Consider the following 26,604-nt stretch of genomic DNA (forward strand, 5'->3'; position numbering starts at 1 on the left):
AGCACCCACATGCTGACCATCAAAAACCTCCACGCCAGCGTCGAGGGCACCCCGATCCTCAAGGGCATCAACCTCGAGATCAAACCCGGCGAAGTCCACGCCGTCATGGGCCCCAACGGCTCCGGCAAGTCCACCCTCGCCCAGGTCCTCGTCGGCCACGAAGCCTTCGAAGTCACCGAAGGCGAAATCCTGTTCGACGGCCAGAACCTGCTCGAGCTCGAAGTCGAAGAGCGCGCACTCGCCGGCCTCTTCCTGGCATTCCAGTATCCGGTCGAAATCCCCGGCGTCAGCAACCTCCAGTTCCTGCGCACCGCCCTCAACACCCTGCGCAAGCACCACGGCCAGGACGAACTCGACGCCCCCAGCTTCATGAAGCTGGCCAAGGAAAAAGCCAAGCAGGTTGACCTCAGCCCCGACTTCCTCAAGCGTGGCGTCAACGAAGGCTTCTCCGGTGGCGAGAAAAAGCGCAACGAGATCATGCAGATGCTTATGATGGAGCCGCGCCTGGGCATCCTCGACGAGACCGACTCCGGCCTCGACATCGACGCGCTCAAAACCATCGCCAACGGCGTGAACACCCTGCGGGCCGACGACCGCTCCTTCCTCGTCGTCACCCACTACCAGCGCCTGCTCAACCACATCGTGCCGGACGTCGTGCACGTGCTCGCCAACGGTCAGATCATCAAGACCGGCGACAAGCAGCTGGCGATGGAACTCGAAGAACACGGCTACGGCTGGCTCGGCATCAACGAAGCGGAAGCCGCCGGCTGAAGGAGGTTCCATGACACTTGCGCACAAGACGCCCCTGACACCGCTGGACGATGCCTTCACACCGGAAGGTGGCAAGCAGCTGCCCGCGCCCCTGAAGAGCCTGCGCGACATCCGCAGCAAGGCCATCACCGGCATGGCACTGCCCAATCGCCGGACCGAGAACTGGAAATACTCCAGCCGCTACCTCAAGCTGGATCCGGAGCTGGCGCCGCAGACCCAGGCCACGGGTGATGCCGATTACCGCAGCGTTGAAGGCGTTTACCGTCTGGTCATCCGTAATGGCCTGGTGGACCTGGAAAGCAGCGCACTGCCCACCGGCGACGGCATCGATATCCGCCGCTTCGCGGACCTGGACGATGTAACCGCCCAGAGCGTGGCCCGGAAGCTGGACACCACCCTGGACCACGGCACCACCCAGCTGGCGGCGCTCAACACCGCGCGGCTCGAAGACGGCGTACTGATCCGGCTCTCAGCGGACACCAGCGTGGACCAGCCGGTCTACATCCAGTACGTCACCGATGCCGGCGCCAGTGGCTCCAACTACCCGCGCGTCATGGTCGAAGCCGGCCAGGGCAGCAAGATGACGCTGGTGGAAGAGTACATCAGTAACGGCGACCAGCCGGTACTGGTGGACAGCGTCTCCGAACTGCTGCTCGACGACAGCGCCAACATCACCTACATCCGGCTGTGCATGGATCCGGCCAACGTGCGCCACATCGGCGCCACCGGCGTGAAGGTCGGCGCCAATGCCAGGTTCGACAGCCACTGCATCGGCTTCGGCGGCGACCTGCGCCGGCACGACCTCCAGGTCAGGCTCGAAGGCCAGGGCGGCTACGCACGGCTGAACGGCATCGCCCTGACCCAGGATCGCCAGCACTACGACAACCACACGGCCATCGACCACGTGGTGCCGAACTGCGACAGCGATGAAAACTACCGTTGCCTCGCCGCGGACCGCTCCCACGCGATCTTCAACGGCCGCATTCATATCCACCCGGACGCCCAGCAGTCCCACGCGGATATGAACAACAAGAACCTGCTGCTGTCGACCAACGCCGAAATCGACACCAAGCCCGAGCTTGAGATCTACGCGGACGACGTCACCTGCGCCCACGGCGCCACCGTCGGCCAGCTGGACGAAGGCTCGCTGTTCTACCTGACCTCACGTGGCATCGACCGCGATACGGCGGCAACCATGCTCAGCATGGCCTTCGTGCACGAGCTTGTGGGCCAGGTACCGCTGGAAGACATCCGCGAGGCGGTCAACACCCGCCTGACGGACTTCATCGAGGCCAGCTTCCGGAGGGCCGCTGAATGAACCTGGAGCAGGTGCGCGCGGATTTCCCGATCCTCGAGCAGGAGGTCAACGGCAAGCCACTGGTTTACCTGGACAACGCCGCCTCGGCGCAGAAGCCGCAGGCGGTGATGGACGCCATGACCCAGTACTTCCGCGAGACGCACTCCAACGTGCACCGCGGCGCGCACAGCCTTGGCGATCGTGCCACGGCCCTGTTCGAGGGTGCCCGCGAGACGGTCCGCAGCCAGATCAACGCCACCAGCGCCAACGAGATCATCTGGACGCGCGGCACCACAGAAGGCATCAACCTGGTGGCCAACGGGTTCTATCGCTCCCTTAAGCAGGGCGACGAGATCCTGGTCTCGCGCATGGAGCACCACGCCAACATCGTGCCCTGGCAGATGCTGGCCGAGGCGACCGGCGCAACCCTGAAGGTGATCGAGGTCACCGCCGATGGCGATCTGGACCAGCAGAGCTTCCGCGACCAGCTGAGTGAACGCACAAAAGTGTTCGCCATCACTGCCGTCTCCAACGTCCTCGGCACCATCAACCCCACGCAGGAAATGGTCGCCACCGCAAAGGCAGTCGGGGCCTACACCCTGGTTGATGGCGCCCAGGCCATACCGCACCTGGGCGCGGACGTACAGGCGCTGGACTGCGACTTCTACGTCTTCTCCGGGCACAAGCTGTTCGGCCCCACCGGCATCGGTGTGCTCTATGGGCGGGAGGATCTGCTCAACGAGTGGCCCGTCTACCAGACCGGCGGTGAGATGATCCACCGGGTGAGCTTCGAGGGCACCAGCTTCCAGAAAGCGCCCTACCGTTTCGAAGCCGGCACCCCGGCCATCGCCGAGGCCATCGGCCTGGCCACCGCCATGCGCTACCTGGACGATCTGGGCCACGACAACCTGCGCGAGGCCGAGGCCGCACTGGGCCGGCGCGTGGACGAATGGGTCGCCGATTTCCCTGGCCTGACCCGCTACGGCCAGGCGCAGAACAAGGTTCCGGTCCTCTCGTTCTGGCTCGAAGGCCTGCATCCCAGCGACCTGGGCACCCTGCTCGACCAGCAGGGCATCGCCATCCGCACCGGCCATCACTGCTGCATGCCGCTGATGGAGCACTTCGGCATCGCAGGTACTGCCAGGGCCTCGTTCGCGTTTTATAATACGGTGGAAGAGGTGGACACTTTCTTCCAGGGCCTGCAGAGGATCCAGCGCCTGTTCACCGGCAAATAGTACTGTAGGAGCAGCCATGGCTGCGACCTCCTGTAAACAGAGTTACCGTAGGCGCTTGCTAACAAGCGATTCCCACGGAAAAAAATGCCCATCGGAATAAGGAGGGCAACATGACAGTGGAAACCGTAACGCCCCAGACCGGCGTCACCATGACCGATGCAGCCATCGAACACTGTCGTGAACAGCTGAAAAAGCGGCCGGAAATGGCCGGCATCCGCCTGGGAACGAAGAAATCCGGCTGCTCCGGGTTCAAGTACACCACGGATTTCGTGCGCGATCCCGGCGACGATGACACCGCGTTTCAGATGTCAGCGGACGTAACGGTCTACGTCAGCGCCAAGGACCTGACCATGGTCGGCGGCACTGAGATCGACTTCGTTACCCAGGGCATCAACAGCATGTTCGAATTCCGCAATCCCAACGCCACCGCCGAGTGCGGCTGTGGCGAAAGCTTTGCGGTGAACTGAGGCAACCGGAACAGACTATGCAGGATCGGGAAGTTGTCGTAACCCAACGGGATGTTGAAGCCCGGCTTGTGCCCTCCGGCACCGCCATCACCATCCCCGAGGGCACCTTTGTCACGCTCACACAGGCACTGGGCGGCAGCTTCTCCGTGGCCGTCAACGGCAACCTGGCGCGCCTTGACGGCAAGGACGCCGACGCCATCGGCAAACAGGTGGCCGAGAGCGAATTCGAGACCCCCAGCGACGGCAGCATCAACGAGGACCAGGTCTGGGAAGCGCTGATGACCTGCTACGACCCGGAAATTCCCGTGAACGTCGTCGATCTGGGCCTGATCTACGACTGCAAGGTCTGGAGCGACAGTGAAGGCAACCACGCCTACATCCTGATGACCCTCACCGCACCGGGCTGCGGCATGGGCCCCGTGATTGCCGATGATGTAAAGCGTAAGGTAGAGTCCGTTCCGAACGTGGAGGATGTCGAGGTGGAACTCACCTTTAATCCGCCCTGGAGCAGTGAGATGCTCACTGAAGAGGCCAAACTCGAACTCGGCCTGCTCTGATCACCCACTGTAGGAGCGGCCATGGCCGCGAAACCCAAAACAGATCGCAGCTATAGCTGCTCCTACTGATGAACAGGTTCCCATGACAACGGATACCAACTTCACCAACACCGAACTCGGCACCGACATCACCACCGAGGATGTGCGGGACGGCTTTGAGCTGCTGGACGACTGGGAAGAACGCTACGGCTACATCATGGACCTGGGCAAGAAGCTTCCCGCCTTCCCGGACGACGAGAGGCGCGAGGAGAACTACGTCCACGGCTGCCAGAGCCAGGTCTGGCTGATCCACTGGAAGGACCCGGAAAGTGGCCGGCTCTACCTGCTGATCGACAGCGACGCCATGATCGTGCGCGGCCTCGCCGCCATCATCATGATCGCCCTGAACGGCCGCACACCGGAGGATCTGCTGGCGGTGGACATCGAGGGCCTGTTCGAGGAACTGGATCTGATGCGCCACATCTCGCCCACTCGGGGCAACGGCCTGCGCGCCATGGTCGAACAGATCCGCGCCACCGCCCAGCAGTACACGTAACCTCCCACGAAGTACCCTGTAGGAACGGCCATGGCCGCGAAACCGGAACAGTTCGCAGCTATGTTGCTCCTACGGTCAGCCGTCCATCCAGGGGTTGATCAGATTCAAAGGGAAGGCTTCGAAATCGCGGATATTCCGGGTTGCCAGTGCCGCATCATTGCTCATGCAGACGCCCGCAATCTGGGCATCCGCCATGGAAACCGTTTTTCCCTGACTCTCGGCCGTCGCCACCTCCATCGCGTAGAAACCGGCGGAATGGCTATCGAACGGCAGGATGCGGCCGGAGAACTCCGTTTCAAAAAGGCTGGCCGCCGCTTCAGCGAAGGTGGTGCGGCGTTTTCCCTCAGGCAGTCGCTCAATGCCGAACAGGATTTCCGCAACCGTGATGGCCGTTACGGCGACATTCTCAGGCGATTGCAGGTCTAGCCATTGAACCACTCTCTCGTCAGGTGCGGGGCGCATGAGCTCCGAAATGACGTTGGTATCCAGAACGATCATGCCTGAAGATCCGGCGCCCTGGGCGGCTCATCCCGATCAGGTAGTGACAGATCCTCGCCTTTCCCTTCCCCTGAAAAGCGCGCTCGAATCCGGCTGCCAAGCCCCTTCTCAGGCTTTTCTGCCCCCAGTGAGCGCCGCAGAATAAGGCGCACCTCTTCCTCCATGGAATGCCCGTGTTTCGCGGCCTGTACACGCAGTTGAGCCTTGAGCGATTCATCCAGATTACGGATATTGATGGTAGCCATACGACACTCTTAAACTGCTTTCAATGACAGCAATGATAGCATCGGGTCGCACAACCTACCAGATCACCACACGATCCCCGCGCTGGACATTGATCCGCCCGCCTTCCAGCGGAAGCTGACCACTGCTGAAGCGCGGTTGGACCTGCTGGATTTCCAGGGTCCGGCCGATGGGTCTCAGGGCCGGGTATTCCTGGGGCTGATCCAGATAACGCTCGGCACGCAGAAGTTCCATGGTCTGGCCGGGGCGCAGCCCGGAATCCGCACCGGCGCTGATCCGGACGCGCTCATTGGCCACCCGCTCCACGGAGGCGATGAACGGCTGGCAGCCCAGATTCACCGCCACCTCATCCGCCAGCCCAGAAACCCTTTCACCAATCCGTTTCCCGAACTCGGTCTCCGCGAACGCCGGCGTGCCGAAGCCCACTTCAGCTTCCCGCGCGTGATCCCACTCGCCACGCACTTCCAGCCGGTCGCTCATGACCATCACGCCGCTGAGCCCGTCATAGACAAAGAGATCCACCGCCAGCCGGCGCTGCTGATTCGCGACGCCCAGTCCGCGACCCAGCCAGGAGGCGGCTGAGGTTCCCCACGCGCCCGGATCCTCCACCCCGATGTCGCGCACCACCCCGGAAATCACGAACTGCACGCCCATGGCCCGGGTCAGTTCCGAGGCACGGGTCAGATGCCGATCGACGGCCTGGACAGTCGGGGCGTTGATCGCCCGATCATAGAGCCGGCGATCAAAGGCCTGATGCATCAGGATGGTTTCACGGGAACTCAGCTCCTCGTTGAGCATCCGCGGCAGCGCCCGGACAACGTTGTCCAGCCGCCCCAGCACCGCCCCATCGGAATCCAGCAGCGGGAAACGGGTAATGGCCACACTCTTGCGGAACCGGCTGGTATCACGCCCCGGGCAGGAGGACCCTTCCTGCAGTGAGGGGGCCTGCTGCAGCCGCCGGAGGTTGGCTGTCGAGCGCTTACGGTTGTCCGTATCCCGGGGTACCAGCGCCACCGGGCGAGCCTCTTTCGCTGCCTCACCCTGCCCGCCATTGCCCGGCCCGCCCAGCCTTGAGATTGCGGGCTGAGGGCGCAGCCGCTGTGGAAAGTGAATCTGTACGGGCTGCCCATCCGCGCCAGCACTCTGTTGCTCGGCGCCATTGGTGCCCAACGGCAGGGCCATGAGCGCCACGAGCAGCGCTCCCATCAATGTGATTCTCATGCCCCCTCCAGGAAATACAGTGGCTCGGGCGCGGGGGTCAGATCCCTGCAGGCCGATACCGGCTCCATTACCGGCGGACGGGCGCACTCCTTCGCCCCTCCACTCTCGGTCAGGCACTGCGCCAGTCGGCCGCTCAACCGGACCCCATAGAACGATTCAAAACGCCCCGACTCAGGCCGGACCCGACCGAGCAGACGTGCCTCGGCCATCACCTGCTTGACCATGTGCTCCCGTTTCCCCTCGGTCAGGGCCGGCAAGGCATTGCCTCCCCCGGCCAGTCTTGCCTCGGCCCATGCCGTTTCCAGTTCCGCCCTCACCCGGTGTTCCAGCCCGCTTTTCGCCTGCTGCTCGGTCTCGCACAGACGCTGGCGCCAGTAATCCTCAACCTCACCGAACTCAGCCGTGGGCTCGGCCAATTCCCCCCGGGCCAGCAGCAACCAGGCCTCTTCCGGTGCACCGAAAGGTGCCTCCGTCCAGGGCAGACTGGAACAGCCTGCCGCCAGCAATGCCGCCACCATGGCAAGGGTCAGTCGCACAGTTTTCACGCTTTGCCGGAGCTCCCCTCTGGTTTGCCGTTAGCAGATGCCTGCAAATACCAGACCAGAACGAAGTCCTCCACTCTGACGGTACAGTATCCGATCACTGTGCAAGCGCCTGTAAAAAGTCGTTTCCGCACGTTATAAGGCATGACCTTTTCCAGCGTTTGGACTACGCTGCCAGTATTCACCGGATTAAATCCATGTCATCAAGAGGGAAGCACCCCATGAGCACACACACCTCCCGCGCCCGGACCCGCCTTGCCATGGCGGTTGCACTCACCACGGCCGCGGCGAGCACCCAGGCCGCCCCACCCCAGTTCAACGACGCCCGAGCCTTTGGCATGGGCGGCACCGGCGTCGCGGCAGCACGCCCGAGCGGTGCGGCGCTGTTCAACCCCTCGCTGCTGGCGGCGGATCACAGCGGCTGGAACGACGGGTTCTCAACGACGCTGCCCTCCGTTAACGCACGGTATGCGGAAAATGAAGATGTGGTCGACGGTGTAGATCGGATTCAGGACACCATCGAGGAACTGGAAGTTGCCATCACCGCAGCCACCAACAACCCCACACCCGGGAGTGTGCAGGAAGTGAAAAGTGGCGCGGACAAACTGGGCGGCCAGCTGCGCGACATCAACAATGAATTCGTCCGGGGTGATGCCGGCCTCGGTACACTGTTCGCCATTCCATCGCCCACACTGTCGGTCGGCGTTCACGTGAACGCCCAGGTTCGCGCAACGGTTGAAAGCCGTATCGATGGGGAAGATCTTACAGCACTGGATAACGTGGCCAGCCTTGACGATAACGCCTCTGAACAGGAGGTCAGAGACGCTCTCGACCCCATCTACGATCAGAGCTCAGGCGAGCTGAATCCCAAATCTGACGGACGCGTTCTGGCAAGCGCAGTCGGCGAGATTGGCCTTACCCTGGCCCGCTCTTTCGAGCTCCAGGGCCAGGCGGTCAATTTCGGCGTCACCCCCAAACTCGTCCAGATGCGCACCTTCGACTACGCCCAGGGCGTGGATGATTTTGACGAGGACGAATTCGACGCCTCCGAATACGAGACCAAGGACACCCACATCAACGTGGACATCGGCGCCAGCACCGATCTTGGCAGCAACGACCAGTGGCGCGTTGGGGCGTCGGTCCGCAACCTGATCCCACAGACCCTGAAAGCGGTTGAGGACAACGGCAGCACTGTCCAGGGTCGATACGATCGCGAAGAAATGAAACTGGACCCGCTGGTCACCGTCGGCGTGGCCCACACCAGCGGCTGGCACACCCTGACTGCGGACCTGGACCTGACCAAGAACGAAGGTATCGGCCCGGCCGCCGACCAGCAGTGGCTGGCCGTGGGTGGTGAGTTCAACGTCTACGACTGGATCAACGTCCGCGCCGGCGCCCGCCAGAACCTAGCGAGCGATACCGGTGACAACGGCATCGAGGAAGAAACCCAGTACACCGCCGGTTTCGCCCTGTCCCCCTGGGCCCTGCGCATCGAGGCCGGCGCGCTGTTCAGCAGCGAGGAAGTCGGCGGCGCCGTGGAGCTCGGCATGTCCTTCTGACCACCCCCCTAGTAGGAGCGGCCATGGCCGCGATTCACTGATCGCAGCTATAGCTGCTCCTACAGGCGCTGGGCGGTGGCTGGTATCATACCCTGATGAATACCAACACCTTCGAATGCCGCGCCGGCTGCGGCGCCTGCTGCATCGCGCCCTCCATCTCGTCGCCAATCCCCGGCATGCCCAACGGCAAGCCCGCCGGCACGCCCTGTGTACAACTCGATGAGAACCATCACTGCAAACTTTTCGGTGACCCCAGCCGTCCCGCCGTGTGTGCAGCTTTCCAAGCCGAACACAGCGTGTGCGGAAACAGCCGGGAAGAGGCGCTGATGATCCTGAAAGAAATGGAAGGCTGACCAGGAGTGATCCCCGGATCCATCGCAGGCAGGGCTGGCGCCTACGAGGCGGTTCCCGCCTCGCGGACGCGAGCGGCGAACTCCACGAAGAACGCCATGAACACACCCAGCATGCCGCCAAGCAGTGCTCCCAGCACCAGGATCAGGGCGCGGCTGGTGCCCACGGGGCTGAGAGAGGCAATGGCAAGATCCTCCGCACGGGTGGGCTTGATCCAGGAACGCCGCGTCTGCTCCTCGCGCAGATTACTCTGGATCTCGTTGATGCGCTCCTCGCGCTCGGAGATCCGCTCGTTGAGCTGCAGCTGGCTCAGCAGCAGGGTCAGCGCCGCGTCCGAGCTGCTCAGGGTCGCGCGCACATCCTCTCCGGCCAGGGCCTGCGCCTCGGTCTCGCCATTGCCGGCCTGCTCCGTCGAGTTCACGCTCAACCCTTCCAGCACCTTCATACGGCGCTGCTCGGCTTTCAGCGACTCACGCAGGTTCTTGAGCTTGGCGTCGCTCTCGTCTTCAAGAATGGTCAGACGCGACTGGTGCTCATCGCGCAGCCGCTTGTAAACGCGGTCATGGAATTCAGCCACCGTCTCCTGTTGATCCAGCGGCGCCTCCGTTACCAGGTTCACGAAGCTGCTTTCCTGCGCGCTCGAAACGGAGACATCGAAGGGCATCGATTCGAGGTTCCGCTCTTTCAGGTAGGCCCGCTTGGCGCTGAGCAGAATGCGCGCCTCAATGGTGTTCTTCGTGCCGGAGGCACTGGCCACATACTCCTGGGGCCCGAACTCACCCAGCTCGATGCTGGTGGTGAACGCATAGACCCGCTCCTGGGAGAAGGCATAGAAGGCAGCACCCAGGGTGCACACCAGAAAGGTCCCGATGATCACCCACCGGCGCCGGATCAGCGCCCGGGCCAGATCGACCAGATCGATCTCATCATCAGGCCGAACATCAGCTTCGTTTGAAATGACAACCCCCTACCAGAAAAATGTTTCAATACAGCGACATTAATCTGGCATTATAGGAAGGATTGCCTCTGTTTGCATTGGCTTCATCGCCACTGCGACTCAAGCCCGCCAGCCACGCTAACCCGGATTTCTTATGTCGCATCTGTCAGGTAGCGACAAACCCCCTCATAGAGACGCTCCAAAGCCCCCTGGTTAGCCTCCAGAACCCCCAGGTTACAGCCCCCCATGGTCCCGCGCTTCTGTGGGTCCTCGCTCAGTCGGCAAAGCTCGTCGGCCAGCAATTGACCATCAGAAACAAAGGTGACGCCGCCCTCGCGCTCCAGCTGTTCATACACACTGGTGAAGTTGAACACTTGTGGCCCGGTCAGCACCGGCAACGCCCAGGCTGCCGCCTCCAATGGGTTATGGCCACCGCGTGCGATCAGCGAACCACCCATAAACGCCGCATCGGCGCCGCCGAACAGCATCAGCAACTCGCCCATGGTATCCGCCAGATACACCTGAGCCCCGGCAGGCTCGTCACCAACCGAGCGGCGCGCCAACACCAGTCCCCTGCCCTCAATAAGCCGCGCCACGGTCTCAAAGCGCTCCGGATGGCGCGGCACCAACACCAGCAGGGCGTCAGGGTGGTGGTCGAGCAACTGCTCATGAGCCGCCAGAAGTGGCTCGTCCTCTCCCTCATGAGTACTGGCTGCGATCCACACCGGCCTTTGCGGTCCCATTCGCTCCCGCAGCTGCTCCGCCAGCACGCGGGTATGCTCATCCACCCGGACGTCGTATTTGATCGACCCGGTAACAGACACACACCCTGAATCGGCGCCCAGGCTCCGGAACCGTTCGGCATCCGTGGCGGACTGAGCCGCAATCCAGTCCAGTTTCTCAAAAGCCGGGAGTGCCAGAGGCGCAAGGCGGGCATAGCCAGCTGCGGATTTCTGTGAGAGACGCGCATTGGCGAGAATGATCGGAATGCCCCTGCGGAAACAGCCATGGACGAGATTAGGCCAGACCTCCGTCTCCATGATCACCAGAATCGCCGGCTCCACGCGTGAGAGGAACCGGCTCACCATGTGCGGCAGATCGTAGGGGACATACCGGTGGGCCACCTCATCACCAAACACATCCCGCACCCGGTCCGCGCCGGTGGGGGTCATGGTCGTAATCAATACAGGATGTTGCGGGAACCGTGCCATCAACCGCCGGACCAGCGGGACGGCCGCCAACACCTCACCCACCGACACCGCATGCACCCAGATGGGGCTGTCACCTTCCGGCACAACATGACCAAAGCGCTGGGGCACACTGGCGCGGTAACCCGGCTCACGCAGGCCGCGATACGCCAGAAACGCCAGAACGCCCGGCAAGGCCAGATACAGGCAGAGTGAATAAAGCCATCGTCCCATGGCGGCGTGGTTCTCCTACGAATGTGGGCGCATTCTGGCACAGCACCCTGCGGCATTCATTCCTCATCAGCTTCTCTTTTGGATACCTTGGTGATTATCATCACTTATGGTACTTTTACCGCCCTCAGACGGCCTCCAAAAGGACTGAATCCACGTATGGATGGTGCAGTTAAACTCGCACGGACACCAGTCAGGCTTGTCTCCCTGGGCCTTCTTGCCAGTATCGTATTACCCGCTACAGCAGCTCCCTGGCTCGACCCTGGCGACCCACGCGCCCGTTACTCTGCCCAGAAACTCTCCGACAGAGGCGCCATGGAGCGCACCACCTCCACATGGCCAATGATGTGGGGCAACCTCGAACAGGGCTACGAAGGCGCCACAGCCTCTTCCGCAACGCCGGACACAACCCTGGACTACCTCAAGTTCGAAAGAGCCCGCCAGTCCTCACGCGGGTTCCGTGCCGAGGCCACGCTATCCGGCGCCAGTGAAGCAGCACTGATCCAGGGATTCAACGCAGGCCCCCAGGACAGTGGCCAGGCGGGGCTCACCATGGAATGGATCGGCAATCACTGGGCGCTGGGGCTGTCCCCGTCATTCACCCAGTCCCCGGATGACGACGACCAGGTGCGCGCGGACGGCTCTTACCTGGCCTTCTCTGCCGGCAACTGGATCTTCGGTGTCGGCAGCATTGAGCGCTGGTGGGGCCCCGGCTGGCAATCCAGCCTGATCCTTTCCAATAACGCACGCCCTATCCCCTCAGTCTGGATCAACCGCCGCAACGCAGCCGCGCCCGAGTCCGAATGGCTTGAGTGGATCGGTCCCTGGGATTTCACCGCCTTTCTGGGTGAACTGGAAAGCAAGCGCGCGGTTGCGGAGCCCAAGATACTCGGCATGCGCCTGACCATGCGCCCCCTTCAGGGTCTTGATATCGGATTGTCACGACTGATCATGCTCGGTGGCGAGGGCTATTCAGAGAGCAGCTCCACTTACTGGAACGCCTTCATTGGCCGGGATAACGGCCAGCTGGAGGAAAACGATCCCGGGGACCAGCTGGGCGCTGTTGATATCCGATACGGTACCGACCTTGGACCGACCACCGTTGGCATCTATACCCAGATGATGGGCGAGGATGAAGCTGGCGCGTTCCCGGCCCGAAAATCCTGGCTTTTCGGCGCCGACGCCACCACCAGCTGGCTTTCAGCGGAACAGCAATGGTTTGTGGAGTACGCCAATACCATCGCCGACGACTTCAACGGCGAGGCCATGCCCAATATCACCTACAGCCACAGCCGCTACAACACGGGCCAGCACTATCGTGGCCGCAACCTGGCCGCCAGCCAGGGGGGCGATGCCCGGATGCTGACGCTGGGCGGATGGCACTTTCTCACCAGCGGGACAAACCTCGGCGCCCGGCTGTCGCATATTGAGCTCAACACGGATGGCTCAACCACTGTCGAGCCCGGATCCCGGGATGTGCGCTATCTGGTGCCGGTTCGGGATCAGTCGCTGATGCACCTTTCGCTCAGTCTTGGCACCGAAGTAGCAGGTGGGTGGCTCAGTAGCCAAGCCAGTTACTCGGACACAAAAATCGAAACCCTCAGCGGCGAGATCGACCAGTGGCGGATTGCCGCCGAGTGGCGCTACCGCTTCTGATCCCTATAAGACCCCATATCCAGTTATGAAAGACGTTGCCACCATGCCAAAACCCCGGTTTCTTGCTGCCTTATTGCTGCTTGCCCTTCCAGCCATGGGCGCGGCCCAGAACATATCCCAGTCAGACATTGACCGGTTCATGTCCCTGCCCCAGTCCCAGCAGGAAAGGCTGGCTGAGCAGTACGGCGTGGATGTGGATGAACTCAAAGCCCAGCGCAGCAGCGGGAACGGCCAGTCGATGGAGCAGCCGGACGCCCCTGTGGTTCAACCAGTCAGCTCCAGTGATGAGAGCTCAGAGTCGCAAAGCGATGACGCTGAGGAAAGCGAGCGGGCGCGCCAAACCGAGGACAGCAGCAAGCTGAAGGCCTTTGGCTATGACCTGTTCAAAGGCGAACCCTCAACCTTCGCACCGGTGACCGAGGTGCCCGTGCCCTCGGGCTACATCATCGGCACCGGCGATACCATTGAACTGCAGCTCTTTGGTAAGAAGACGGGCCAGTATACGCTCACTGTCGGCCGCGATGGGACCATTGCCATTCCCGAGATCGGCCCGTACAGCGTGGCAGGGCTGAGCTTCAATGAGCTGCGCAACGAGATCAGCAAGCTGGTTACCGATCGATTCATCGGTGTTGAGTCCAGCGTACGGTTGGGTGAGCTGCGCAGCATGCGGGTTTTCGTACTGGGCGAGGCACGGAATCCGGGCGCCTATACCGTCAGCTCCCTGTCAACGCTCACCAATGCGCTGTTTGTTTCCGGCGGTATTGAGCAGACCGGGTCTCTGCGCCGCATCCAGCACAAACGCGACGGCGAGGTCATCGGCACCTTTGATCTCTACGACCTGCTGCTTAACGGCGACAGCAGCGATGATGCCCGCCTCCAGGCCGGCGACGTCATCTTCATTCCCCCCGTGGGCAAGCGGGTCAGCATCGGCGGTGAAGTCCAGCGCCCCGCCCAATACGAACTGCGGGGCGAAGACGAACTCGGGGAAGTGATTGAGCTGGCCGGAGGCATGACCAACCAGGCCTACCCCAAACGCGTGCGCATTGAACGGATCAACGACGATTTCCTGCGCATGCTTGGTGAAGCGGACGCCTCCGACCAGCAGGGGCTGAACACGCCGGTACAGGGCGGGGACCATATCCGGGTGCCCTCCATTGCCGACGTTACCGGTCAGTACGTGGAGCTCAAGGGCGCCGTCACCCGGCCGGGGCGCTTCGCGTGGATACCTGGCATGCGCCTGAGCTCACTGATCTCAAACCTGGAGACCGATCTGGCTGAGGCGGCCGATGACAGCGCAGCGCTGCTGGTGCGCAGGGATCCGGAAACCGATCGCATCGCCACCCATTTCATCAACCCTCGAGCCGTTGTGAACAACCCGGGCACGGAATCGGACCCAAGGCTGAAGGAAAAAGACCAGATACTGTTCTTTGCCGACCGCGCCAAGGCCGGGGAGCCCAAATCGCAACAGGAAAGCTGGCAGCGCGGGAGCATGCTCAGTGATGTCATCGAGCGCCTGCGCAAGGAATCCACGCCAAACCAGCCGGCACCGGTTGCCTCCATCTCCGGCGAAGTGCGCTACCCTGGAAGCTACCCCATCACTCAGGAGCGCTCACTGAGCAACCTCTTGAACCTCGCCGGCGGACTGAAAGACGGCGCCTCGCTGGACGAGGCCGAAGTCTCCCGGCTGGAGCGCGATGCCCAGGGCGATGGCAACCGCACCATCCGCACCCTGGATGTCACACCGCTGGCCAACAACCGGAAAATCGACGACTTCCGCCTGCAGAGCCGGGATCGGGTGCAGATCAAGTCCATCCCCGCGTTCAATGAAAACCGCACCGTCACCCTGGATGGCGAAATCCGCTTCCCCGGCACCTACAGCCTGAGAAAGGGAGAGACCCTGGACCAAGTCGTCGAGCGTGCAGGCGGGCTGACGCAATACGCGTTTCCGGAAGGCGCCGTGTTCACGCGGGAGTCGCTGAAAGAACGCGAGCGCAAACGCCTCCGTGAAGCCGAGGAAAAACTCCAGGGCCGGCTGCTCAGCCAGCAGGTCCAGGGTGAGGATTTCACCAACCAGAACCAGGGCCAACAGCAGACCCGCGAGCTTCTGGATCGCATCAGCGAGGCACGGGCGGTCGGGCGCATGGTCATCGACCTGGAACGGGCACTGCAGGATGCGGACTACCAGAGCATCCGCCTGCAGGACGGCGACTCGCTCACCGTCCCCGAGCAGCCTCAGTCCGTGTCTGTGCTGGGCGAGGTCCAGTTCCCCACCAGCCATCTGCATCAACAGGGGCTGACCCTGGACGACTACATCGAGCGCAGTGGCGGCCCCAACAGCCAGGCTGATGAGGATCGCGTCTACGTCATCCGGGCCGATGGCTCTGTCGCGCTGCCCAATCGCAGCAACTGGTTCGCCTCGAACCGCACCCAGCTCAGCCCTGGCGACACCGTTGTCATGCCGCTGGATGTGGATCAGCTCAGCCAGCTTCAGCTGTGGACGGACGTGAGCCAGATCATCTACCAGATGTCGCTCGGCGCCGCCGCCATCGACGGCCTCTGAGGTTCAGCAACGCAAACGGGATCACGGCATGAGCGAACAACCGACCTACAACGCCGCCAGCGATGACGACGAGATCGACCTGCGCGATCTCTTTCTCACCCTGTGGCATGGCAAATGGCTGATCATCAGCATCACCCTGGTGTTCGCCGTCGGTGGCGTGGTCTACGCCCTGATGCAGCCCAACCAGTACCGCGCCGAGGCCACGGTTGCCCCCGCGACCGAGGAGCAGGGCCCCCAGATCAGCGGCCAGCTCGGAAGCCTGGCCAGCATGGCCGGGGTCAACATCGGCGAGGGCGGCGGCTCGAAGACCGTCATCGCCAAACAGATCCTGCAGTCCCGCGCGTTTCTCAGTGATTTCATCCGCCGCCATGAGCTTGCCGTGCCCCTGATGGCCACCGAGGGATGGAATGCCGAGACCGGGGAATGGATCATCAACCGCGAGATCTACAACCCGGAAACCGGCGAGTGGCAACAGGACGAAGAAGGCGAAAGCCTGGAGCCTACGGACTGGGATCTGGTCAAGCGCTTGCGAGGGATGCTTTCGGTTTCTGACTCCAGCGATACAGGCATGATCACCATCAGCATTGAAAGCCAGTCGCCCGTTGCTGCCCAGCAGTGGGTGGAGCAGTTGGTGGCCGACATCAACGAGCACATGCGCCAGAAAGACGTCGCAGAGGCGCAAAGCCGTATCAATTACCTGCGCAACCAGGTGGACGAAACCAGCATCACTGGCATGCAGCAGGTGTTCTATCAACTGATTGAGAGCGAAACCCGCACGGTGATGCTGGCCAACGCCCAGAACGAATACGTGTTCCAGAGCATCGACCCGGCCGTGGTCCCGCAGGAGAAAAGCGGCCCACAGCGGGCCCTGATCTGCATCCTTGCCACCATGCTCGGCGGCATGCTGAGCGTTTTTGCGGTCTTCGTTCGCTCATTCGTCAGAAGTCTCAGAGAGTCCTGATGGACCTGAGCCAATACCCGAGCCGCGCCGACAACCCAGAGGCCCTGCCGGATCTGGAGACCAGCCTGCGCACCATCGGCGAACACCAGCGCCGCCTGCGCGCCAACCGCCACAACGCCCTGCTGCTGGTGGTCCACGGCCTGGACGCCAGCGGCAAGGACAGCCTGATCCGCACCCTGGCCACCTACATGGACCCAGCCGGCTTCCACGCCTGGTCCTTTGGCAGGCCCACGGGCAGCGAGGCGCGGCATGACTTTCTCTGGCGGGTCACCCCACTGCTGCCCGGGTTCGGCGAGGTCACGGCCTTCAACCGCAGCCACCACGAAGCAGTCATCGCCGAACGGGCCTGGCCGGTCTGGCACACCGGGCCAGCGGATCTGCAGGGGCGCTACCGGTCCCTGCGGGATTTCGAGCAGCACCTGGTGCGCGAAGGCACCACCATCCTCAAGGTCTGGCTTCACCTGTCAGAGCCGGAAAACCGCAAACGGCTACGCAAGCGCCTGGATAAGCCGCATAAACACTGGAAGTTCGACCCCGCGGACATCGAGGCCTGGCAGCGCCGGGACGAGCTGCTGGGCTATGCCGGCGAAGCCATCGAGGCCACCCATATTCCCGAGGCTCCGTGGCACATCATCCCCGCCGACAGCAAACCCGAAGCCCGAGCGATGGTGGCCGGCCTGCTTGCCGACACACTGACAACCCTGGCGCCGGAGTACCCGGCGGCGGATAATGCCGTGCTCAGCCGTTACCGGGAGCTTCTGGACAACAACACCCCGTAACCCCTCCCCTGTAGGAGCTTGCTCGCAAGCGATCCCAAAGACCATCGCGAGCAAGCTCGCTCCTACAGAACCCGCAGCTCCCCTACCCCCTAGGAGCTTGCTTGCAAGCGATCCCACCAGCCCTACCAAGCCTAGAACCTGTCTACACACCATCAGCAAGCGCCAACACGCCCAACCGACGAAAGGGCTGCTGGTGAACGAAGTTGACGATCTCAGGTCACTGGCCTTAAAGTCCCTTTAGCGTTTAACAGGGATTCACAAAGCGTCTGAGCAAAGGATATGCGCAAGCTCGTAGCAACAACATTGCTGTCCTCGCTGATCGCCGGGCTGATCTTTTATCTACCAGTGATCAACGTCCACGCCCTCTTCTATGCCATTCCCTTCTGCGAGGCAGATGGAGCCCTGCAACAACGGCTTACCGGTGTCGATGCGTGCTGGTTCCTGGTCTACTGTGCGCAGGTCCCTGTCGCCATCATCGCCTTTTATGGATTACGCGGGCTCTTCCTTCAGCTTTTAAACGCCATAGAGTTCCGTGTGGTATTCACACTGTGCTCAACGCTTCTCGTCGTTTTCTCGATCATAATCGGTCGTTACCACATAATCGCCGGCCTCACATTCATAGGAGCAGTTCTGATTCTGGCCGGCTCCGGAATTCATCAATCAAGGAGGAAAAATGAAGGATCCGGAAACCACCTACAATATGCCCGAGAAGACCAACGGCAAGATCCGGTATCTCTGAGAGCTGCCCGGTCCATTAGTCGCCGCAGTGATGCCTAACCCATGGTGAATAAGGTCTGGGGCGTATGGGCCCTGGACAGCCAGGAACTGTTCGGGTACCAGAGTCTCTTTGATTCGATTTCCATGCTTGGAGGCGCATTGGGACTGTCCTTCAGTGCACCTTCAGCGAAGAGCATGATCACTGACATCAACAGTAAAGTGAAAACCGGCGCTCCAAATGCCATCAGAACATCATGGCTGAACCTGACTGCCACAGCGTTGATCTGGGGGTTTTTTTGGAACAACGAGAGTGCCCGCCGAACCATTCAGGAAGAAATCAACAGGCGGGCGGGGAAGAAAATTGAGCTCTGAAACCGTCTCAATATCGCCTCTGGGGCTGAAGATCGCTTTGGCAAAGTGGTATCGGCTCGTCAGAGGGCTTTCCATCGTCATTCTATTTGGCGTTTTTGTCCTGCTCGAAATGACGGTCGGCATACTCCGCCTGGAACCTATGAGCGTGATGATCATAGCCACCGTTTTTGCGGGGTATTTTCTCGTCTCAGACCTACCGAATTACCTGGGCCGGCTTGGCAAGAAGGATCGTCTGCTCTTTGAGCGGCAGGGGGACCAGATCCGATTATGCCTGGATCAGGAGTATGTCTATGACCTCAATGAGGTCGAAAGTATTCATGCCGAACCGGGGATGTGGCCCTTCAGCCTCAACCGAATCATCGTTGTACATGGTGGGCAGAGAGATGTACTTGAGACACCACTGGACTACACCCCGCTATTCAGGGCTATCAACCTTTTAGGGTCGGAGACCACTGGGTCATCCCGGTAGAAGCTGAACCGTAGGAGCTTGCTCGCAAGCGACCCCAAAGGACCCACGCGAGCAAGCTCGCTCCTACACCTTCACGGGCGGTACTGTTTCCAGACCCGGGACACCGGATTCCAACACCAGAACGCCAGGGACGGCATTATGGACTTCCGCATTGTCAGCCCGATCCGTAACGTTGAAACCTTTGCCCGCGGCCACGGTATCCGTGAACTCAGACGGCTCAATAAAGCGTACGGCGCCGCCAATTGGAGAAAGCGCAAAGGCCATGCGATAATCGAGCTGCAATCGGGCGCCAGACTTCCTGCAGAAATCCACTGGTACGAAGCCCATAGAGTTGGCAGGAAAGAATTCAAGATCAAGCGATTACTGGACTGACACGATGAGCCACCATTTCGTCATGTGCCTGAAGAACACCGGCTATGAAGCGTCCCTGGAACCCCGCAAGCTCTATGAAGTGCTGCCCGATGCCAGCGCCGAAAAACAGTCAATGCTCCGCATCGTTGACGAATCCGGTGACGATTACCTGTACCCGGAGGCATTGTTCATTCACATGCCTCTACCAGAAACCGTAGAGCAACAGATCGCCTCTTCGTCCTAGAACCACCGCGGCCCTGCCAGGATTTCGCGAGCAAGCTCGCTCCTACGCGAACGCACTCCGGCTCAGAACCAATCCTCTAACCGCAGTTGCTCAATCCGCTCGAACTCATTCCTGTTGCGGCTGACCAGAATGGCGCCATGGGCAAGCGCCGTACCAGCAATCAGGGTGTCATAGGGGCCGATGGGGTGGCCCTCACTCTCCAGGGCAGCGCGGATCTCTGCTGCTGCCGTTGCCTCGCGCTGATGAAAAGGCAGGACCTGAACAACGGATGTGAGTTCCGCAAGCTGCTTCGAACGTTTCTCTGGTGATGACGACTTCGCGATTCCAACCTGCAGTTCATAGAGAACGATGGAAGGGATGCCAATATCCTGGGGGGCGCGTTCCAGCATCCGCTCCGCAACCCGACCCTCGCCCTTGAAAAAGTAGATCAGCGTGTTGGTATCAAGTACCCACATTACAGCGTTTCGCGCTCTGTATCGGTACTCGCCTCGGCGCGCAGTTCGTCCAGGGATGGGAAATCACCCCAGCTTCCCGCAAGCTCGCGCACGGTATCGGGCCATTGATCCACCAGCTTTTCCTGGATCACGCCGGCAATCCATTTGCTTTTGGAAAGCTTCATGACCCTGGCATTGGCAATCATCTTTTTTTCAGTTTCATCGTCCAGATAAATCGTAACCTGACCCATGACCAGCCCTCCACACATATATGTTAAATTATATGCCCACTTTATCGGCAGAGCAATGCCAATGCCGACGCCACTACCCCGACCCCATCGCAAGCAAGCTCGCTTCTCCCCCACTGCCTCTAGTCAACCTCCATCAGCTGACCACCTGCAATATTGATCGTAGAGGTCACTACGCCAACAATCCCCAGGTAAGAGACATAGTCATAAGAGGGTGGCCAGACCAACGCGAGGAACAGAGCCGCAAACACCCCCAGGTAACCGATCTGGAACCACTTGGCATGGGTTGCGGCATGAAGGTTCAGGTGCCTCAACGAACAGGCTGTTATGATAACGGCGCTCGGGATGACCAGATCCCCGAGCAGCCATAAGACGGCGGGCAAACCTTCAAAGGCTATGACCAGCCCCTTGAACCCGGCATTCAGAAGCAGTGCAACCAGAACACTGGCGGCTACAAGGCCCACACTGGGTCGACTCGACGCGATTGTATTGCCAATCTGCGTGACGGACTCTGCCCCCTTCTGGAGTGCGTATCGCAGATAGCGACGACGACGCCAACCGGTCATACCATTGGTTGACCATACGGATTTGGCGCCGCCTTCCAGAAGGTAGCCCTGGATGGCAACACGCGGCTTGCGCACCCCGCCCTGCTTGAGGGCATTCAGCGCACTGCGGTTCCTCTCGACGTTGACGCCCTCACCCATGACCATGATCTCAAAAACAAACGTCGTCCGATCGATGGCCTTTTGCTGCTGACGGCTAATGGTGGCGGCTTCGCCATCCTGCGATTCTGGCTCATCGTCCAGATCCGACATGACCCGTTGACGCACTTCAACACCGATATCCGTGAGTAACGCCGGGCTGATTTCCCAGGGCGGGTCCTGCTCACACAGCAGCGCCACGTGGATCGCGCCCATGCGCAGCTTGATCAGGAGCCTGGAACAATAGGGCTTGAGCTGCCGCAAAGATGGAACGGCAATAACGAAGGTGGGCACAAACTCCGAGGACTCGATCATCGTCGCCAGATCCGGGAAGGGGCCACCAATCGGTGGCATCTCATTGAAGAGATCGGTCTGGCGGCTCACAAGCTCGCCCAGGATCTCATCCTGCTTGAGAGGGTCCTCCTCGGTCTCAAAACGCTCCCAGCGCTCATTTTCATCCGGCAGGCGGGGCTCTTCATCAAGATCCGCCACCAGCTGCCAGCCCTGTTCCATCATTAAGCGCTGGCTGAGTTGATCCGCTGAAATCGTCATATCGCAGTCCCTGCGTCCGGTGTGCTGTCCCTTTGAGGAAGCTGAATGCTAGCGCAATTTGAATGCGCGATAAAACACTCAACCACTCCCCGTCCTCAGTACCATTACCACCAGCCTCTTACTGCCACTCACCCACAAGAGATTGAATGGCACCCCATGTTCGATATAGGCTTGCCCCACTAACCCCCTCAAGGAACGAAGGGAAGCACCGCACAAGGAGGTCATCCATCATGCAGGCTGCCGCACCCGCCCGACCGGCGCATCAACTGCGCCATGATCTGGAGATGACCATTCTCACCCTGATGCCGGGTGACCTCATCACCACCAGCACCCGCGCCAAGTCCTCGCAGGGCATCCGTTGGGCCACGAATGGAGTCTTCAGCCATGTGATTCTTTATCTGGGGAAAGGGTTCGCGGTAGATGCGGCTCCGTGGCAAGGGGTTACCAAGCAAAAACTGAGGAGAAAACTGCAGGATGCAAAATTTGCCGTAGTCTTTCGCCACCGCACCGCAACCAAAGAACAGTTGGAGCATGTCAGGGCGTGGGCTGCCCTCAAGGTCAATCGCTCCTACGACTATACCGGCGCCTTCCGAGCTGGCGTTCAGCCGGGGAGCCAGATCCATCAGGCCAAACTTTTCGGCATCCAACTCCTCAGCATTGGGTTCGATGAACTTACGGCCCTATTCCCGGAAAAGGGCCATAACCAGAGCTTCTACTGCAGTGAACTGATTTTCCGCGCCTTCCAGGTGGCAGGTATTCCATTGCTCGACAAACCATCCCGGCGCCTCGGCCCCAATCAACTCCTGCAAAGTAGAGAGCTCGTTCTGATGGGCACGCTGAACTGGAAGCGGGGTGAGTGATGAGGGTTGGGCTTCTATTAATGGCGTTGCTGGTCAGTGCCTGCAGCTTCCCCGAAGATGAGAAAATTTCAGGGCCCTGGGACGTCTCCGATGAAGAACAACGAGTCCGGTTCAACACCCCCTTGCAGGTAGCCGATGAAGGACTCCAAACCCTCTATCTCGTGGTTGACGGCAAACGCTATGAAGAAACAACCCAGAGTGTTGATGAGTTCGTGAATGCTCCTCCGGATGTCGCGTTTTCACTGCGCCGCAAGGACGACCATAAGGTCCTGCACCCGCATGTTGTGGTCGGGGACAAAAACGGAAACACGCTGAAGCTGATACCCACTGTTGTCATGAATCCGACGGAAGACCCCTCATCGATTGCCGTAGGCTTCTCGGAGAAAATCGGCCCCAGAGCGGATCGGCCACCACTCCAGGAGATCATGAACGAGATTCACTGGATTGAGATCCGGAGCAACCACCCTGTCACGGTTGAAGCCCTGGTATGGAAGGTCTCTCGTCACCCAGATCTTCACCACTGCATGGGCGCCTGCCCCACGCGATGGCTACCCGGATTTGATTGACCGCCCAGGACTCCCCCCATCTGTAGGAGCTTGCTTGCAAGCGATACCCAACACCATCGCGAGCAAGCTCGCTCCTACATAAACGTAACCCGAGCCCGTTTGCCCTCCGGTCCGCCATTGCTACAATCCTCGTTCAAACGCTGAACGTGCATCAGAAGTGCACTAATGCAGCACCGGGGAACACCCCCTGAGGCGATAGCATTCCCGCTGGGACGGCACGAGGAGCAAGGATGCGGTTTAAGGATCTGAAGGAAAGCGAATGAAACCAAGGAAGAGCCGCTTTAACCCAAAGCGACAGTTACAGGAAGAACCCGGATCAGAAGACGGTAAAACCCTCGCAAGAGAAGTCGGTTACGGCGGGAATCCTCAGCACAAGCGCAACCCCGGCGACTTCGGCCTGACGCCACCGGCCGATCCGCGCCCTCATAAAACCCTATGTGACGACTGCGGTATTTCCAATAAAAAGGTGGCAGAAGCACTGTTGTCGCGTGGCGCCGAAAAAGGGATAGTAAGCAAACAGAAGAAAGGCAAATGGCCACAGAACATCTGGGCGGTTACTGATGAAGGCTACCCTGTGGAGGCACAGCTCGAAAACCAGACTCTGGGCACCTACCACGGTTACCCCATGCCGGAATCAGACCCCATGAGGGACGAAATTATGAAACGGTGGAAACAGGCGGCACACAGCAGCGGAGGCTCTGAGCATGCGCTTTGAGGTTGACTGGTTGACTCCCTCAGACAGGGAGGATGAACCAATGGATGCATTCACCCGCTGCAGGCTTGGCCTCGCCGTTGAGGGTCAACAGTTTTTCCGCCATGAAGACCTGCTCGACAAGCATGCAGTGCAGGATGCGATTACCACATCCGCTTACCCCCTGGCGCTGTGGTTCACAGCCAACTGGTGGCGCCTGAGATGGGAGCCTGCATTAAATAACAACGAGTTACCTGCTGCCCATGATTGGAAAATGAGCCACTTGATGGGCGCGGCAGGCGGCGGTTATGAGTGGCCCAACCTCGCATTCGCCTCCGACGGTGAAAGCCTCCTTCTTAAGCTACGGCCGACCAGGGAAACCAGCGGTTCTGTCCGTTACATTGAGCGACTGGATACCTGGGTATCTGCAGATGAATTTGAAACCGGCGTGGATCGTTTTGTAGAGCAGACGCTGGAACAATTGAATCGCTCTACCAAGCAAAACACGTCACTCCACGAACTCTGGCAAACCCTCCGTGATGAGCGCGCAAACACATGGATCGCCGCCCAACGCCAACTGGAAGCGCGGCTGGGCTATGATCCAGAGGAGGCTCCCGAGGCGTTACTGAAGCTGCTTACCGGCCTGTTTGAAAAGCATGGTGAAACTGCCATACAGGAACTCGCCTGCGTTGGTGCTGAGGCCATTGAAGGCACGATCAAAGATGTGCAGGAGCACCTCGCACGCACGAAGGATGCCATCAAACTACCAATCCTTAGCACTCGAGCAATGGCGTCAGCGCTCAGCAACAACAAACCCGGTTACCCCTGGGAGCAAGGGCAGACCGCAGCCCATGAAACGCGGCGTTATCTCGGTATCGACAAAGGCCCCCTCCTCAACAGGCGCTTTTCGGAAATACTTGAAGCACCCAGCCAGTTGCTCGACCATAACGAATCAACGCATCTGCCACCGATAGGCATCGCCGAAGTCCGCGAAAATGGCAGCAACGCTAAAGTATCGCTGGGCAAGAAGCGCAAGGAAGCGCGGCGGTTCATGTCGGCAAGGCTGATCGCCGATGGCATTTATGCCGGTAAGGCTGGAAGCTGGCTCCCGTGCACCAACGCATCAACCGTCAGGCAGAAATTCCAACGGGCCTTCGCACAGGAATTCCTGTGCCCCTACAAGGACCTTATCGAGTGGATGAACACCACATCCCCCGATGACGAAACCATGGAAGCAGCCGCTGATCATTTTGACGTCTCGCCACTTCTGGTGAATACCGTCATGGTCAACCACGACCACCGCCCCCGATCTGAACTCGAAGCTTATCAACAAGCCATATGAAGCCGCTCTAACCTCGCATGACCGACCTCTACCTCGGCTACCCAGTCTTCATCTGGCAAGCACTACTCAACCTGTCCTCTTTGGGGCTTGCAGGCTTGCTGGTCGCCTTCGTCACAACCTTTTACCTGAAGCGCAAAGACGAAAGCATTCGCGTTGCTGGTGTCATTCTGGAAAAACGGGTCAACGCACAGCACGAGATTCTTCGTTACCTGGAAGACTCGTCACAAAAACTGGAAATGCCGCAGCCGGCTGCTTCTGCGATGAAAGAGATAATGGAGGATCATGGGCTGGCGTTACCGTATGACCCTCACCTTCAGTACGCCGACATCTTTTCGTCCGTTGAAAAATACCGCGGGTTCTTCAAGGATTTCGAGGAGCTGTTTGCCAAGCATAAGCTGTGGCTGGATCTGAAAGTGCGCCACCAAATGTTGTTGATACAGGCCTACTTTTCAGCAATTAATGCGTCACTGCTGACATTCGACCGGCTTCCATTACCCGCAGGTATGGTTTTGGCGCCAGAGGAGAAGGAAGACCTCAGCAACCAATTGCTGTTTATACTCGGTATCGCGCTGGATGAAGAATTCAACCAGCTGTTGATGGACCTGGAAGTGCTGATGGTCAACTCTATCTACAAGCTGGACCTCAGTCGGCCAAAGAAAAGCTTCCTCGCGCAAAGGCGCGAAAACCGGGAAGCGAAAAAGGTAGAGCGGTTCTTGCTCAAAAAGTCGCTGATGGGGCAATACCTCCCCAAAATCGCGATGCTGGCGATTTCGCTGCTGGAAGCGAAGAAAGGTGAGGGGATTACCTCACAAGAAGCAGAAGAATATTTTCGCTGGTATTCTGATGAGAGTTGAAAATTCGTCGCCCTTGCGAAACCCGTCTCGCAAGCGATCCCCCAGCAGACCCATCGCGAGCAAGCTCGCTCCTACATAAACGTAACCCGGCCCCGTTTGCCCTCCGGTCCGCCCTTGCTATAATCCCTGTTCAAACGCTGAACGCGCACCGGAAGCGCACCAGGCCGGCAACGGGGGAACACACCCCGGGGCGGTAGCATGTCCAACTGTAGGAGCGCGCCTCGCGCGCGATTGTTCCTCTCCTAAGACCTGATCCCATGCTCACAGACTCCGACCGCTACCAGCTCCTGAAAGCCCTCGAGCACAACCCCAACCTCTCCCAGCGCCAGCTTGCCAGCGAGCTCGGTTACAGCCTGGGCAAGCTGAACTATTGCCTGAAGGCACTCATGGACAAAGGCTGGGTAAAGGCGGAGAACTTCCGGACCAACCAGAACAAAACCGCTTACCTGTATCAGTTGACGCCGGCGGGAATTACCGAAAAGGCGCGGGTTACGCGGCGGTTTCTGCAGCGGAAGGTGGAAGAGCATCAGCAGATCGAACAGGAAATCGAGGCGCTGAAGCAGGAAGTCGCCCAGCAAACTCCGTAAGAGCACACCTCGCGCGCGATCATCCCGTT

General features: G+C 60.2%; 32 protein-coding genes. 23 read left to right on the forward strand and 9 right to left on the reverse strand.

Features of this window, described 5'->3' with window-relative positions; translation table 11 throughout:
- The first annotated feature begins 9 nt into the window (after nucleotides 1-9).
- From sufC to CK501_RS14360, 6 genes are all read left to right on the forward strand, one after another.
- The gene (sufC, locus tag CK501_RS14335; protein WP_095618428.1) at nucleotides 10-771 is read left to right on the forward strand and encodes a Fe-S cluster assembly ATPase SufC; all 762 of its coding nucleotides are present in this window, start codon (nucleotides 10-12) and stop codon (nucleotides 769-771) included.
- A gap of 10 nt (nucleotides 772-781) precedes the next feature.
- Entirely contained in the window at nucleotides 782-2,089 is a 1,308-nt protein-coding gene (gene sufD, locus CK501_RS14340) for a Fe-S cluster assembly protein SufD (RefSeq protein WP_095618429.1), read from the forward strand.
- Nucleotides 2,086-3,303: an aminotransferase class V-fold PLP-dependent enzyme gene (locus CK501_RS14345; RefSeq protein WP_095618430.1), complete on the forward strand. Its 1,218-nt coding sequence runs from the start codon at nucleotides 2,086-2,088 to the stop codon at nucleotides 3,301-3,303. The genes sufD and CK501_RS14345 overlap by 4 nt, the downstream gene beginning before the upstream one ends.
- A gap of 110 nt (nucleotides 3,304-3,413) precedes the next feature.
- On the forward strand, nucleotides 3,414-3,770 hold the full coding sequence (locus CK501_RS14350; protein WP_095618431.1) for a HesB/IscA family protein: 357 nt from the start codon (nucleotides 3,414-3,416) through the stop codon (nucleotides 3,768-3,770).
- A gap of 17 nt (nucleotides 3,771-3,787) precedes the next feature.
- Complete coding sequence (sufT, locus tag CK501_RS14355) at nucleotides 3,788-4,327, forward strand: putative Fe-S cluster assembly protein SufT (protein WP_095618432.1); 540 nt, start codon at nucleotides 3,788-3,790, stop codon at nucleotides 4,325-4,327.
- Nucleotides 4,328-4,409: 82 nt separating this feature from the next.
- Nucleotides 4,410-4,862 carry a SufE family protein gene (locus CK501_RS14360; protein ID WP_095618433.1) on the forward strand — a complete coding sequence of 151 codons (453 nt, stop codon included), beginning with the start codon at nucleotides 4,410-4,412 and terminating at the stop codon, nucleotides 4,860-4,862.
- Between the two features lie 75 nt (nucleotides 4,863-4,937).
- Here the strand turns inward: CK501_RS14360 and CK501_RS14365 are convergent, their stop codons facing one another.
- The 4 genes from CK501_RS14365 to CK501_RS16835 are packed head-to-tail and all read right to left on the reverse strand — an operon-like array spanning nucleotide 4,938 to nucleotide 7,369.
- Nucleotides 4,938-5,360 (reverse strand): type II toxin-antitoxin system VapC family toxin, encoded by a 423-nt coding sequence (locus CK501_RS14365; protein ID WP_095618434.1) that lies wholly within the window; start codon nucleotides 5,358-5,360, stop codon nucleotides 4,938-4,940.
- The gene (locus tag CK501_RS14370; protein WP_095618435.1) at nucleotides 5,357-5,605 is read right to left on the reverse strand and encodes a FitA-like ribbon-helix-helix domain-containing protein; all 249 of its coding nucleotides are present in this window, start codon (nucleotides 5,603-5,605) and stop codon (nucleotides 5,357-5,359) included. The genes CK501_RS14365 and CK501_RS14370 overlap by 4 nt, the downstream gene beginning before the upstream one ends.
- Before the next feature lie 55 nt (nucleotides 5,606-5,660).
- Nucleotides 5,661-6,824 carry a flagella assembly protein FlgT middle domain-containing protein gene (locus CK501_RS14375; protein WP_095618436.1) on the reverse strand — a complete coding sequence of 388 codons (1,164 nt, stop codon included), beginning with the start codon at nucleotides 6,822-6,824 and terminating at the stop codon, nucleotides 5,661-5,663.
- Nucleotides 6,821-7,369: a hypothetical protein gene (locus CK501_RS16835; RefSeq protein WP_158223128.1), complete on the reverse strand. Its 549-nt coding sequence runs from the start codon at nucleotides 7,367-7,369 to the stop codon at nucleotides 6,821-6,823. The genes CK501_RS14375 and CK501_RS16835 overlap by 4 nt, the downstream gene beginning before the upstream one ends.
- Nucleotides 7,370-7,587: 218 nt before the next feature.
- On the opposite strand from CK501_RS16835, the gene CK501_RS14385 reads away from it, so the two are divergent.
- Nucleotides 7,588-8,925, forward strand: coding sequence for a conjugal transfer protein TraF (locus CK501_RS14385; RefSeq protein ID WP_158223129.1), 1,338 nt, complete (start codon nucleotides 7,588-7,590; stop codon nucleotides 8,923-8,925).
- 95 nt (nucleotides 8,926-9,020) lie between these two features.
- Nucleotides 9,021-9,278 carry a YkgJ family cysteine cluster protein gene (locus CK501_RS14390; protein ID WP_095618439.1) on the forward strand — a complete coding sequence of 86 codons (258 nt, stop codon included), beginning with the start codon at nucleotides 9,021-9,023 and terminating at the stop codon, nucleotides 9,276-9,278.
- A 41-nt stretch (nucleotides 9,279-9,319) separates the two neighbouring features.
- On the opposite strand, the gene CK501_RS14395 is transcribed toward CK501_RS14390, so the two are convergent.
- Nucleotides 9,320-10,234, reverse strand: coding sequence for a Wzz/FepE/Etk N-terminal domain-containing protein (locus CK501_RS14395; protein WP_095618440.1), 915 nt, complete (start codon nucleotides 10,232-10,234; stop codon nucleotides 9,320-9,322).
- Nucleotides 10,235-10,365: 131 nt separating this feature from the next.
- Nucleotides 10,366-11,634, reverse strand: coding sequence for a lipid IV(A) 3-deoxy-D-manno-octulosonic acid transferase (gene waaA, locus CK501_RS14400; protein WP_095618441.1), 1,269 nt, complete (start codon nucleotides 11,632-11,634; stop codon nucleotides 10,366-10,368).
- Nucleotides 11,635-11,946: 312 nt separating this feature from the next.
- Between waaA and CK501_RS14405 the strand changes: the two genes are divergently transcribed.
- The 9 genes from CK501_RS14405 (at nucleotide 11,947) to CK501_RS14445 (ending at nucleotide 19,740) form a co-directional block, all read left to right on the forward strand.
- Nucleotides 11,947-13,287 carry a capsule assembly Wzi family protein gene (locus CK501_RS14405; protein WP_198949543.1) on the forward strand — a complete coding sequence of 447 codons (1,341 nt, stop codon included), beginning with the start codon at nucleotides 11,947-11,949 and terminating at the stop codon, nucleotides 13,285-13,287.
- Between the two features lie 43 nt (nucleotides 13,288-13,330).
- On the forward strand, nucleotides 13,331-15,847 hold the full coding sequence (locus tag CK501_RS14410) for an SLBB domain-containing protein (protein ID WP_198949544.1): 2,517 nt from the start codon (nucleotides 13,331-13,333) through the stop codon (nucleotides 15,845-15,847).
- A 28-nt stretch (nucleotides 15,848-15,875) separates the two neighbouring features.
- The gene (locus CK501_RS14415) at nucleotides 15,876-16,808 is read left to right on the forward strand and encodes a Wzz/FepE/Etk N-terminal domain-containing protein (protein WP_095618444.1); all 933 of its coding nucleotides are present in this window, start codon (nucleotides 15,876-15,878) and stop codon (nucleotides 16,806-16,808) included.
- On the forward strand, nucleotides 16,808-17,587 hold the full coding sequence (locus tag CK501_RS14420) for a polyphosphate kinase 2 family protein (protein ID WP_095618445.1): 780 nt from the start codon (nucleotides 16,808-16,810) through the stop codon (nucleotides 17,585-17,587). Before CK501_RS14415 ends, CK501_RS14420 begins: the two co-directional genes overlap by 1 nt.
- Nucleotides 17,588-17,866: 279 nt before the next feature.
- Complete coding sequence (locus tag CK501_RS14425; protein ID WP_095618446.1) at nucleotides 17,867-18,364, forward strand: hypothetical protein; 498 nt, start codon at nucleotides 17,867-17,869, stop codon at nucleotides 18,362-18,364.
- 3 nt (nucleotides 18,365-18,367) lie between these two features.
- On the forward strand, nucleotides 18,368-18,676 hold the full coding sequence (locus CK501_RS14430; RefSeq protein ID WP_095618447.1) for a hypothetical protein: 309 nt from the start codon (nucleotides 18,368-18,370) through the stop codon (nucleotides 18,674-18,676).
- Nucleotides 18,666-19,145 carry a hypothetical protein gene (locus CK501_RS14435; protein ID WP_095618448.1) on the forward strand — a complete coding sequence of 160 codons (480 nt, stop codon included), beginning with the start codon at nucleotides 18,666-18,668 and terminating at the stop codon, nucleotides 19,143-19,145. The genes CK501_RS14430 and CK501_RS14435 overlap by 11 nt, the downstream gene beginning before the upstream one ends.
- Nucleotides 19,146-19,283: 138 nt before the next feature.
- Nucleotides 19,284-19,517 (forward strand): hypothetical protein, encoded by a 234-nt coding sequence (locus CK501_RS14440; protein ID WP_095618449.1) that lies wholly within the window; start codon nucleotides 19,284-19,286, stop codon nucleotides 19,515-19,517.
- A gap of 4 nt (nucleotides 19,518-19,521) precedes the next feature.
- On the forward strand, nucleotides 19,522-19,740 hold the full coding sequence (locus CK501_RS14445) for a hypothetical protein (protein WP_095618450.1): 219 nt from the start codon (nucleotides 19,522-19,524) through the stop codon (nucleotides 19,738-19,740).
- 62 nt (nucleotides 19,741-19,802) lie between these two features.
- On the opposite strand, the gene CK501_RS14450 is transcribed toward CK501_RS14445, so the two are convergent.
- The 3 genes from CK501_RS14450 to CK501_RS14460 all read right to left on the reverse strand — a co-directional run bounded on the left by CK501_RS14450 (nucleotide 19,803) and on the right by CK501_RS14460 (nucleotide 21,675).
- Nucleotides 19,803-20,195 carry a type II toxin-antitoxin system VapC family toxin gene (locus CK501_RS14450; protein ID WP_095618451.1) on the reverse strand — a complete coding sequence of 131 codons (393 nt, stop codon included), beginning with the start codon at nucleotides 20,193-20,195 and terminating at the stop codon, nucleotides 19,803-19,805.
- Nucleotides 20,195-20,425 carry a CopG family transcriptional regulator gene (locus CK501_RS14455; RefSeq protein ID WP_095618452.1) on the reverse strand — a complete coding sequence of 77 codons (231 nt, stop codon included), beginning with the start codon at nucleotides 20,423-20,425 and terminating at the stop codon, nucleotides 20,195-20,197. Before CK501_RS14455 ends, CK501_RS14450 begins: the two co-directional genes overlap by 1 nt.
- Before the next feature lie 119 nt (nucleotides 20,426-20,544).
- On the reverse strand, nucleotides 20,545-21,675 hold the full coding sequence (locus CK501_RS14460; RefSeq protein WP_095618453.1) for a hypothetical protein: 1,131 nt from the start codon (nucleotides 21,673-21,675) through the stop codon (nucleotides 20,545-20,547).
- Between the two features lie 230 nt (nucleotides 21,676-21,905).
- Between CK501_RS14460 and CK501_RS14465 the strand changes: the two genes are divergently transcribed.
- The 6 genes from CK501_RS14465 (at nucleotide 21,906) to CK501_RS14490 (ending at nucleotide 26,575) form a co-directional block, all read left to right on the forward strand.
- On the forward strand, nucleotides 21,906-22,535 hold the full coding sequence (locus CK501_RS14465) for a C40 family peptidase (RefSeq protein ID WP_158223130.1): 630 nt from the start codon (nucleotides 21,906-21,908) through the stop codon (nucleotides 22,533-22,535).
- 20 nt (nucleotides 22,536-22,555) lie between these two features.
- Complete coding sequence (locus tag CK501_RS14470) at nucleotides 22,556-23,101, forward strand: hypothetical protein (protein ID WP_143421447.1); 546 nt, start codon at nucleotides 22,556-22,558, stop codon at nucleotides 23,099-23,101.
- 259 nt (nucleotides 23,102-23,360) lie between these two features.
- Nucleotides 23,361-23,816: a hypothetical protein gene (locus tag CK501_RS14475; RefSeq protein ID WP_095618456.1), complete on the forward strand. Its 456-nt coding sequence runs from the start codon at nucleotides 23,361-23,363 to the stop codon at nucleotides 23,814-23,816.
- A gap of 40 nt (nucleotides 23,817-23,856) precedes the next feature.
- Nucleotides 23,857-25,134: a hypothetical protein gene (locus tag CK501_RS14480; RefSeq protein WP_143421448.1), complete on the forward strand. Its 1,278-nt coding sequence runs from the start codon at nucleotides 23,857-23,859 to the stop codon at nucleotides 25,132-25,134.
- Nucleotides 25,135-25,151: 17 nt separating this feature from the next.
- Complete coding sequence (locus CK501_RS14485) at nucleotides 25,152-25,988, forward strand: hypothetical protein (RefSeq protein ID WP_095618458.1); 837 nt, start codon at nucleotides 25,152-25,154, stop codon at nucleotides 25,986-25,988.
- A 257-nt stretch (nucleotides 25,989-26,245) separates the two neighbouring features.
- Nucleotides 26,246-26,575 (forward strand): MarR family EPS-associated transcriptional regulator, encoded by a 330-nt coding sequence (locus CK501_RS14490; protein WP_095618459.1) that lies wholly within the window; start codon nucleotides 26,246-26,248, stop codon nucleotides 26,573-26,575.
- The last annotated feature ends 29 nt before the right edge of the window (nucleotides 26,576-26,604 follow it).

The sequence above is a fragment of the Halovibrio salipaludis genome (genome assembly GCF_002286965.1).
Lineage (GTDB): Bacteria > Pseudomonadota > Gammaproteobacteria > Pseudomonadales > Oleiphilaceae > Halospina > Halospina salipaludis.

What these genes read in the sequence shown, in the direction of transcription:
- sufC (WP_095618428.1), top strand. Translation starts at nt 10, where the DNA reads ATGCTGACCATCAAAAACCTCCACGCCAGCGTCGAGGGCACCCCGATC.
- sufD (WP_095618429.1), top strand. Translation starts at nt 782, where the DNA reads ATGACACTTGCGCACAAGACGCCCCTGACACCGCTGGACGATGCCTTC.
- CK501_RS14345 (WP_095618430.1), top strand. Translation starts at nt 2,086, where the DNA reads ATGAACCTGGAGCAGGTGCGCGCGGATTTCCCGATCCTCGAGCAGGAG.
- CK501_RS14350 (WP_095618431.1), top strand. Translation starts at nt 3,414, where the DNA reads ATGACAGTGGAAACCGTAACGCCCCAGACCGGCGTCACCATGACCGAT.
- sufT (WP_095618432.1), top strand. Translation starts at nt 3,788, where the DNA reads ATGCAGGATCGGGAAGTTGTCGTAACCCAACGGGATGTTGAAGCCCGG.
- CK501_RS14360 (WP_095618433.1), top strand. Translation starts at nt 4,410, where the DNA reads ATGACAACGGATACCAACTTCACCAACACCGAACTCGGCACCGACATC.
- CK501_RS14365 (WP_095618434.1), bottom strand. Translation starts at nt 5,360, where the DNA reads ATGATCGTTCTGGATACCAACGTCATTTCGGAGCTCATGCGCCCCGCA.
- CK501_RS14370 (WP_095618435.1), bottom strand. Translation starts at nt 5,605, where the DNA reads ATGGCTACCATCAATATCCGTAATCTGGATGAATCGCTCAAGGCTCAA.
- CK501_RS14375 (WP_095618436.1), bottom strand. Translation starts at nt 6,824, where the DNA reads ATGAGAATCACATTGATGGGAGCGCTGCTCGTGGCGCTCATGGCCCTG.
- CK501_RS14385 (WP_158223129.1), top strand. Translation starts at nt 7,588, where the DNA reads ATGAGCACACACACCTCCCGCGCCCGGACCCGCCTTGCCATGGCGGTT.
- CK501_RS14390 (WP_095618439.1), top strand. Translation starts at nt 9,021, where the DNA reads ATGAATACCAACACCTTCGAATGCCGCGCCGGCTGCGGCGCCTGCTGC.
- waaA (WP_095618441.1), bottom strand. Translation starts at nt 11,634, where the DNA reads ATGGGACGATGGCTTTATTCACTCTGCCTGTATCTGGCCTTGCCGGGC.
- CK501_RS14405 (WP_198949543.1), top strand. Translation starts at nt 11,947, where the DNA reads ATGGAGCGCACCACCTCCACATGGCCAATGATGTGGGGCAACCTCGAA.
- CK501_RS14410 (WP_198949544.1), top strand. Translation starts at nt 13,331, where the DNA reads ATGCCAAAACCCCGGTTTCTTGCTGCCTTATTGCTGCTTGCCCTTCCA.
- CK501_RS14415 (WP_095618444.1), top strand. Translation starts at nt 15,876, where the DNA reads ATGAGCGAACAACCGACCTACAACGCCGCCAGCGATGACGACGAGATC.
- CK501_RS14420 (WP_095618445.1), top strand. Translation starts at nt 16,808, where the DNA reads ATGGACCTGAGCCAATACCCGAGCCGCGCCGACAACCCAGAGGCCCTG.
- CK501_RS14425 (WP_095618446.1), top strand. Translation starts at nt 17,867, where the DNA reads ATGCGCAAGCTCGTAGCAACAACATTGCTGTCCTCGCTGATCGCCGGG.
- CK501_RS14430 (WP_095618447.1), top strand. Translation starts at nt 18,368, where the DNA reads ATGGTGAATAAGGTCTGGGGCGTATGGGCCCTGGACAGCCAGGAACTG.
- CK501_RS14440 (WP_095618449.1), top strand. Translation starts at nt 19,284, where the DNA reads ATGGACTTCCGCATTGTCAGCCCGATCCGTAACGTTGAAACCTTTGCC.
- CK501_RS14445 (WP_095618450.1), top strand. Translation starts at nt 19,522, where the DNA reads ATGAGCCACCATTTCGTCATGTGCCTGAAGAACACCGGCTATGAAGCG.
- CK501_RS14450 (WP_095618451.1), bottom strand. Translation starts at nt 20,195, where the DNA reads ATGTGGGTACTTGATACCAACACGCTGATCTACTTTTTCAAGGGCGAG.
- CK501_RS14455 (WP_095618452.1), bottom strand. Translation starts at nt 20,425, where the DNA reads ATGGGTCAGGTTACGATTTATCTGGACGATGAAACTGAAAAAAAGATG.
- CK501_RS14460 (WP_095618453.1), bottom strand. Translation starts at nt 21,675, where the DNA reads ATGACGATTTCAGCGGATCAACTCAGCCAGCGCTTAATGATGGAACAG.
- CK501_RS14465 (WP_158223130.1), top strand. Translation starts at nt 21,906, where the DNA reads ATGCAGGCTGCCGCACCCGCCCGACCGGCGCATCAACTGCGCCATGAT.
- CK501_RS14470 (WP_143421447.1), top strand. Translation starts at nt 22,556, where the DNA reads ATGGCGTTGCTGGTCAGTGCCTGCAGCTTCCCCGAAGATGAGAAAATT.
- CK501_RS14475 (WP_095618456.1), top strand. Translation starts at nt 23,361, where the DNA reads ATGAAACCAAGGAAGAGCCGCTTTAACCCAAAGCGACAGTTACAGGAA.
- CK501_RS14480 (WP_143421448.1), top strand. Translation starts at nt 23,857, where the DNA reads ATGGATGCATTCACCCGCTGCAGGCTTGGCCTCGCCGTTGAGGGTCAA.
- CK501_RS14485 (WP_095618458.1), top strand. Translation starts at nt 25,152, where the DNA reads ATGACCGACCTCTACCTCGGCTACCCAGTCTTCATCTGGCAAGCACTA.
- CK501_RS14490 (WP_095618459.1), top strand. Translation starts at nt 26,246, where the DNA reads ATGCTCACAGACTCCGACCGCTACCAGCTCCTGAAAGCCCTCGAGCAC.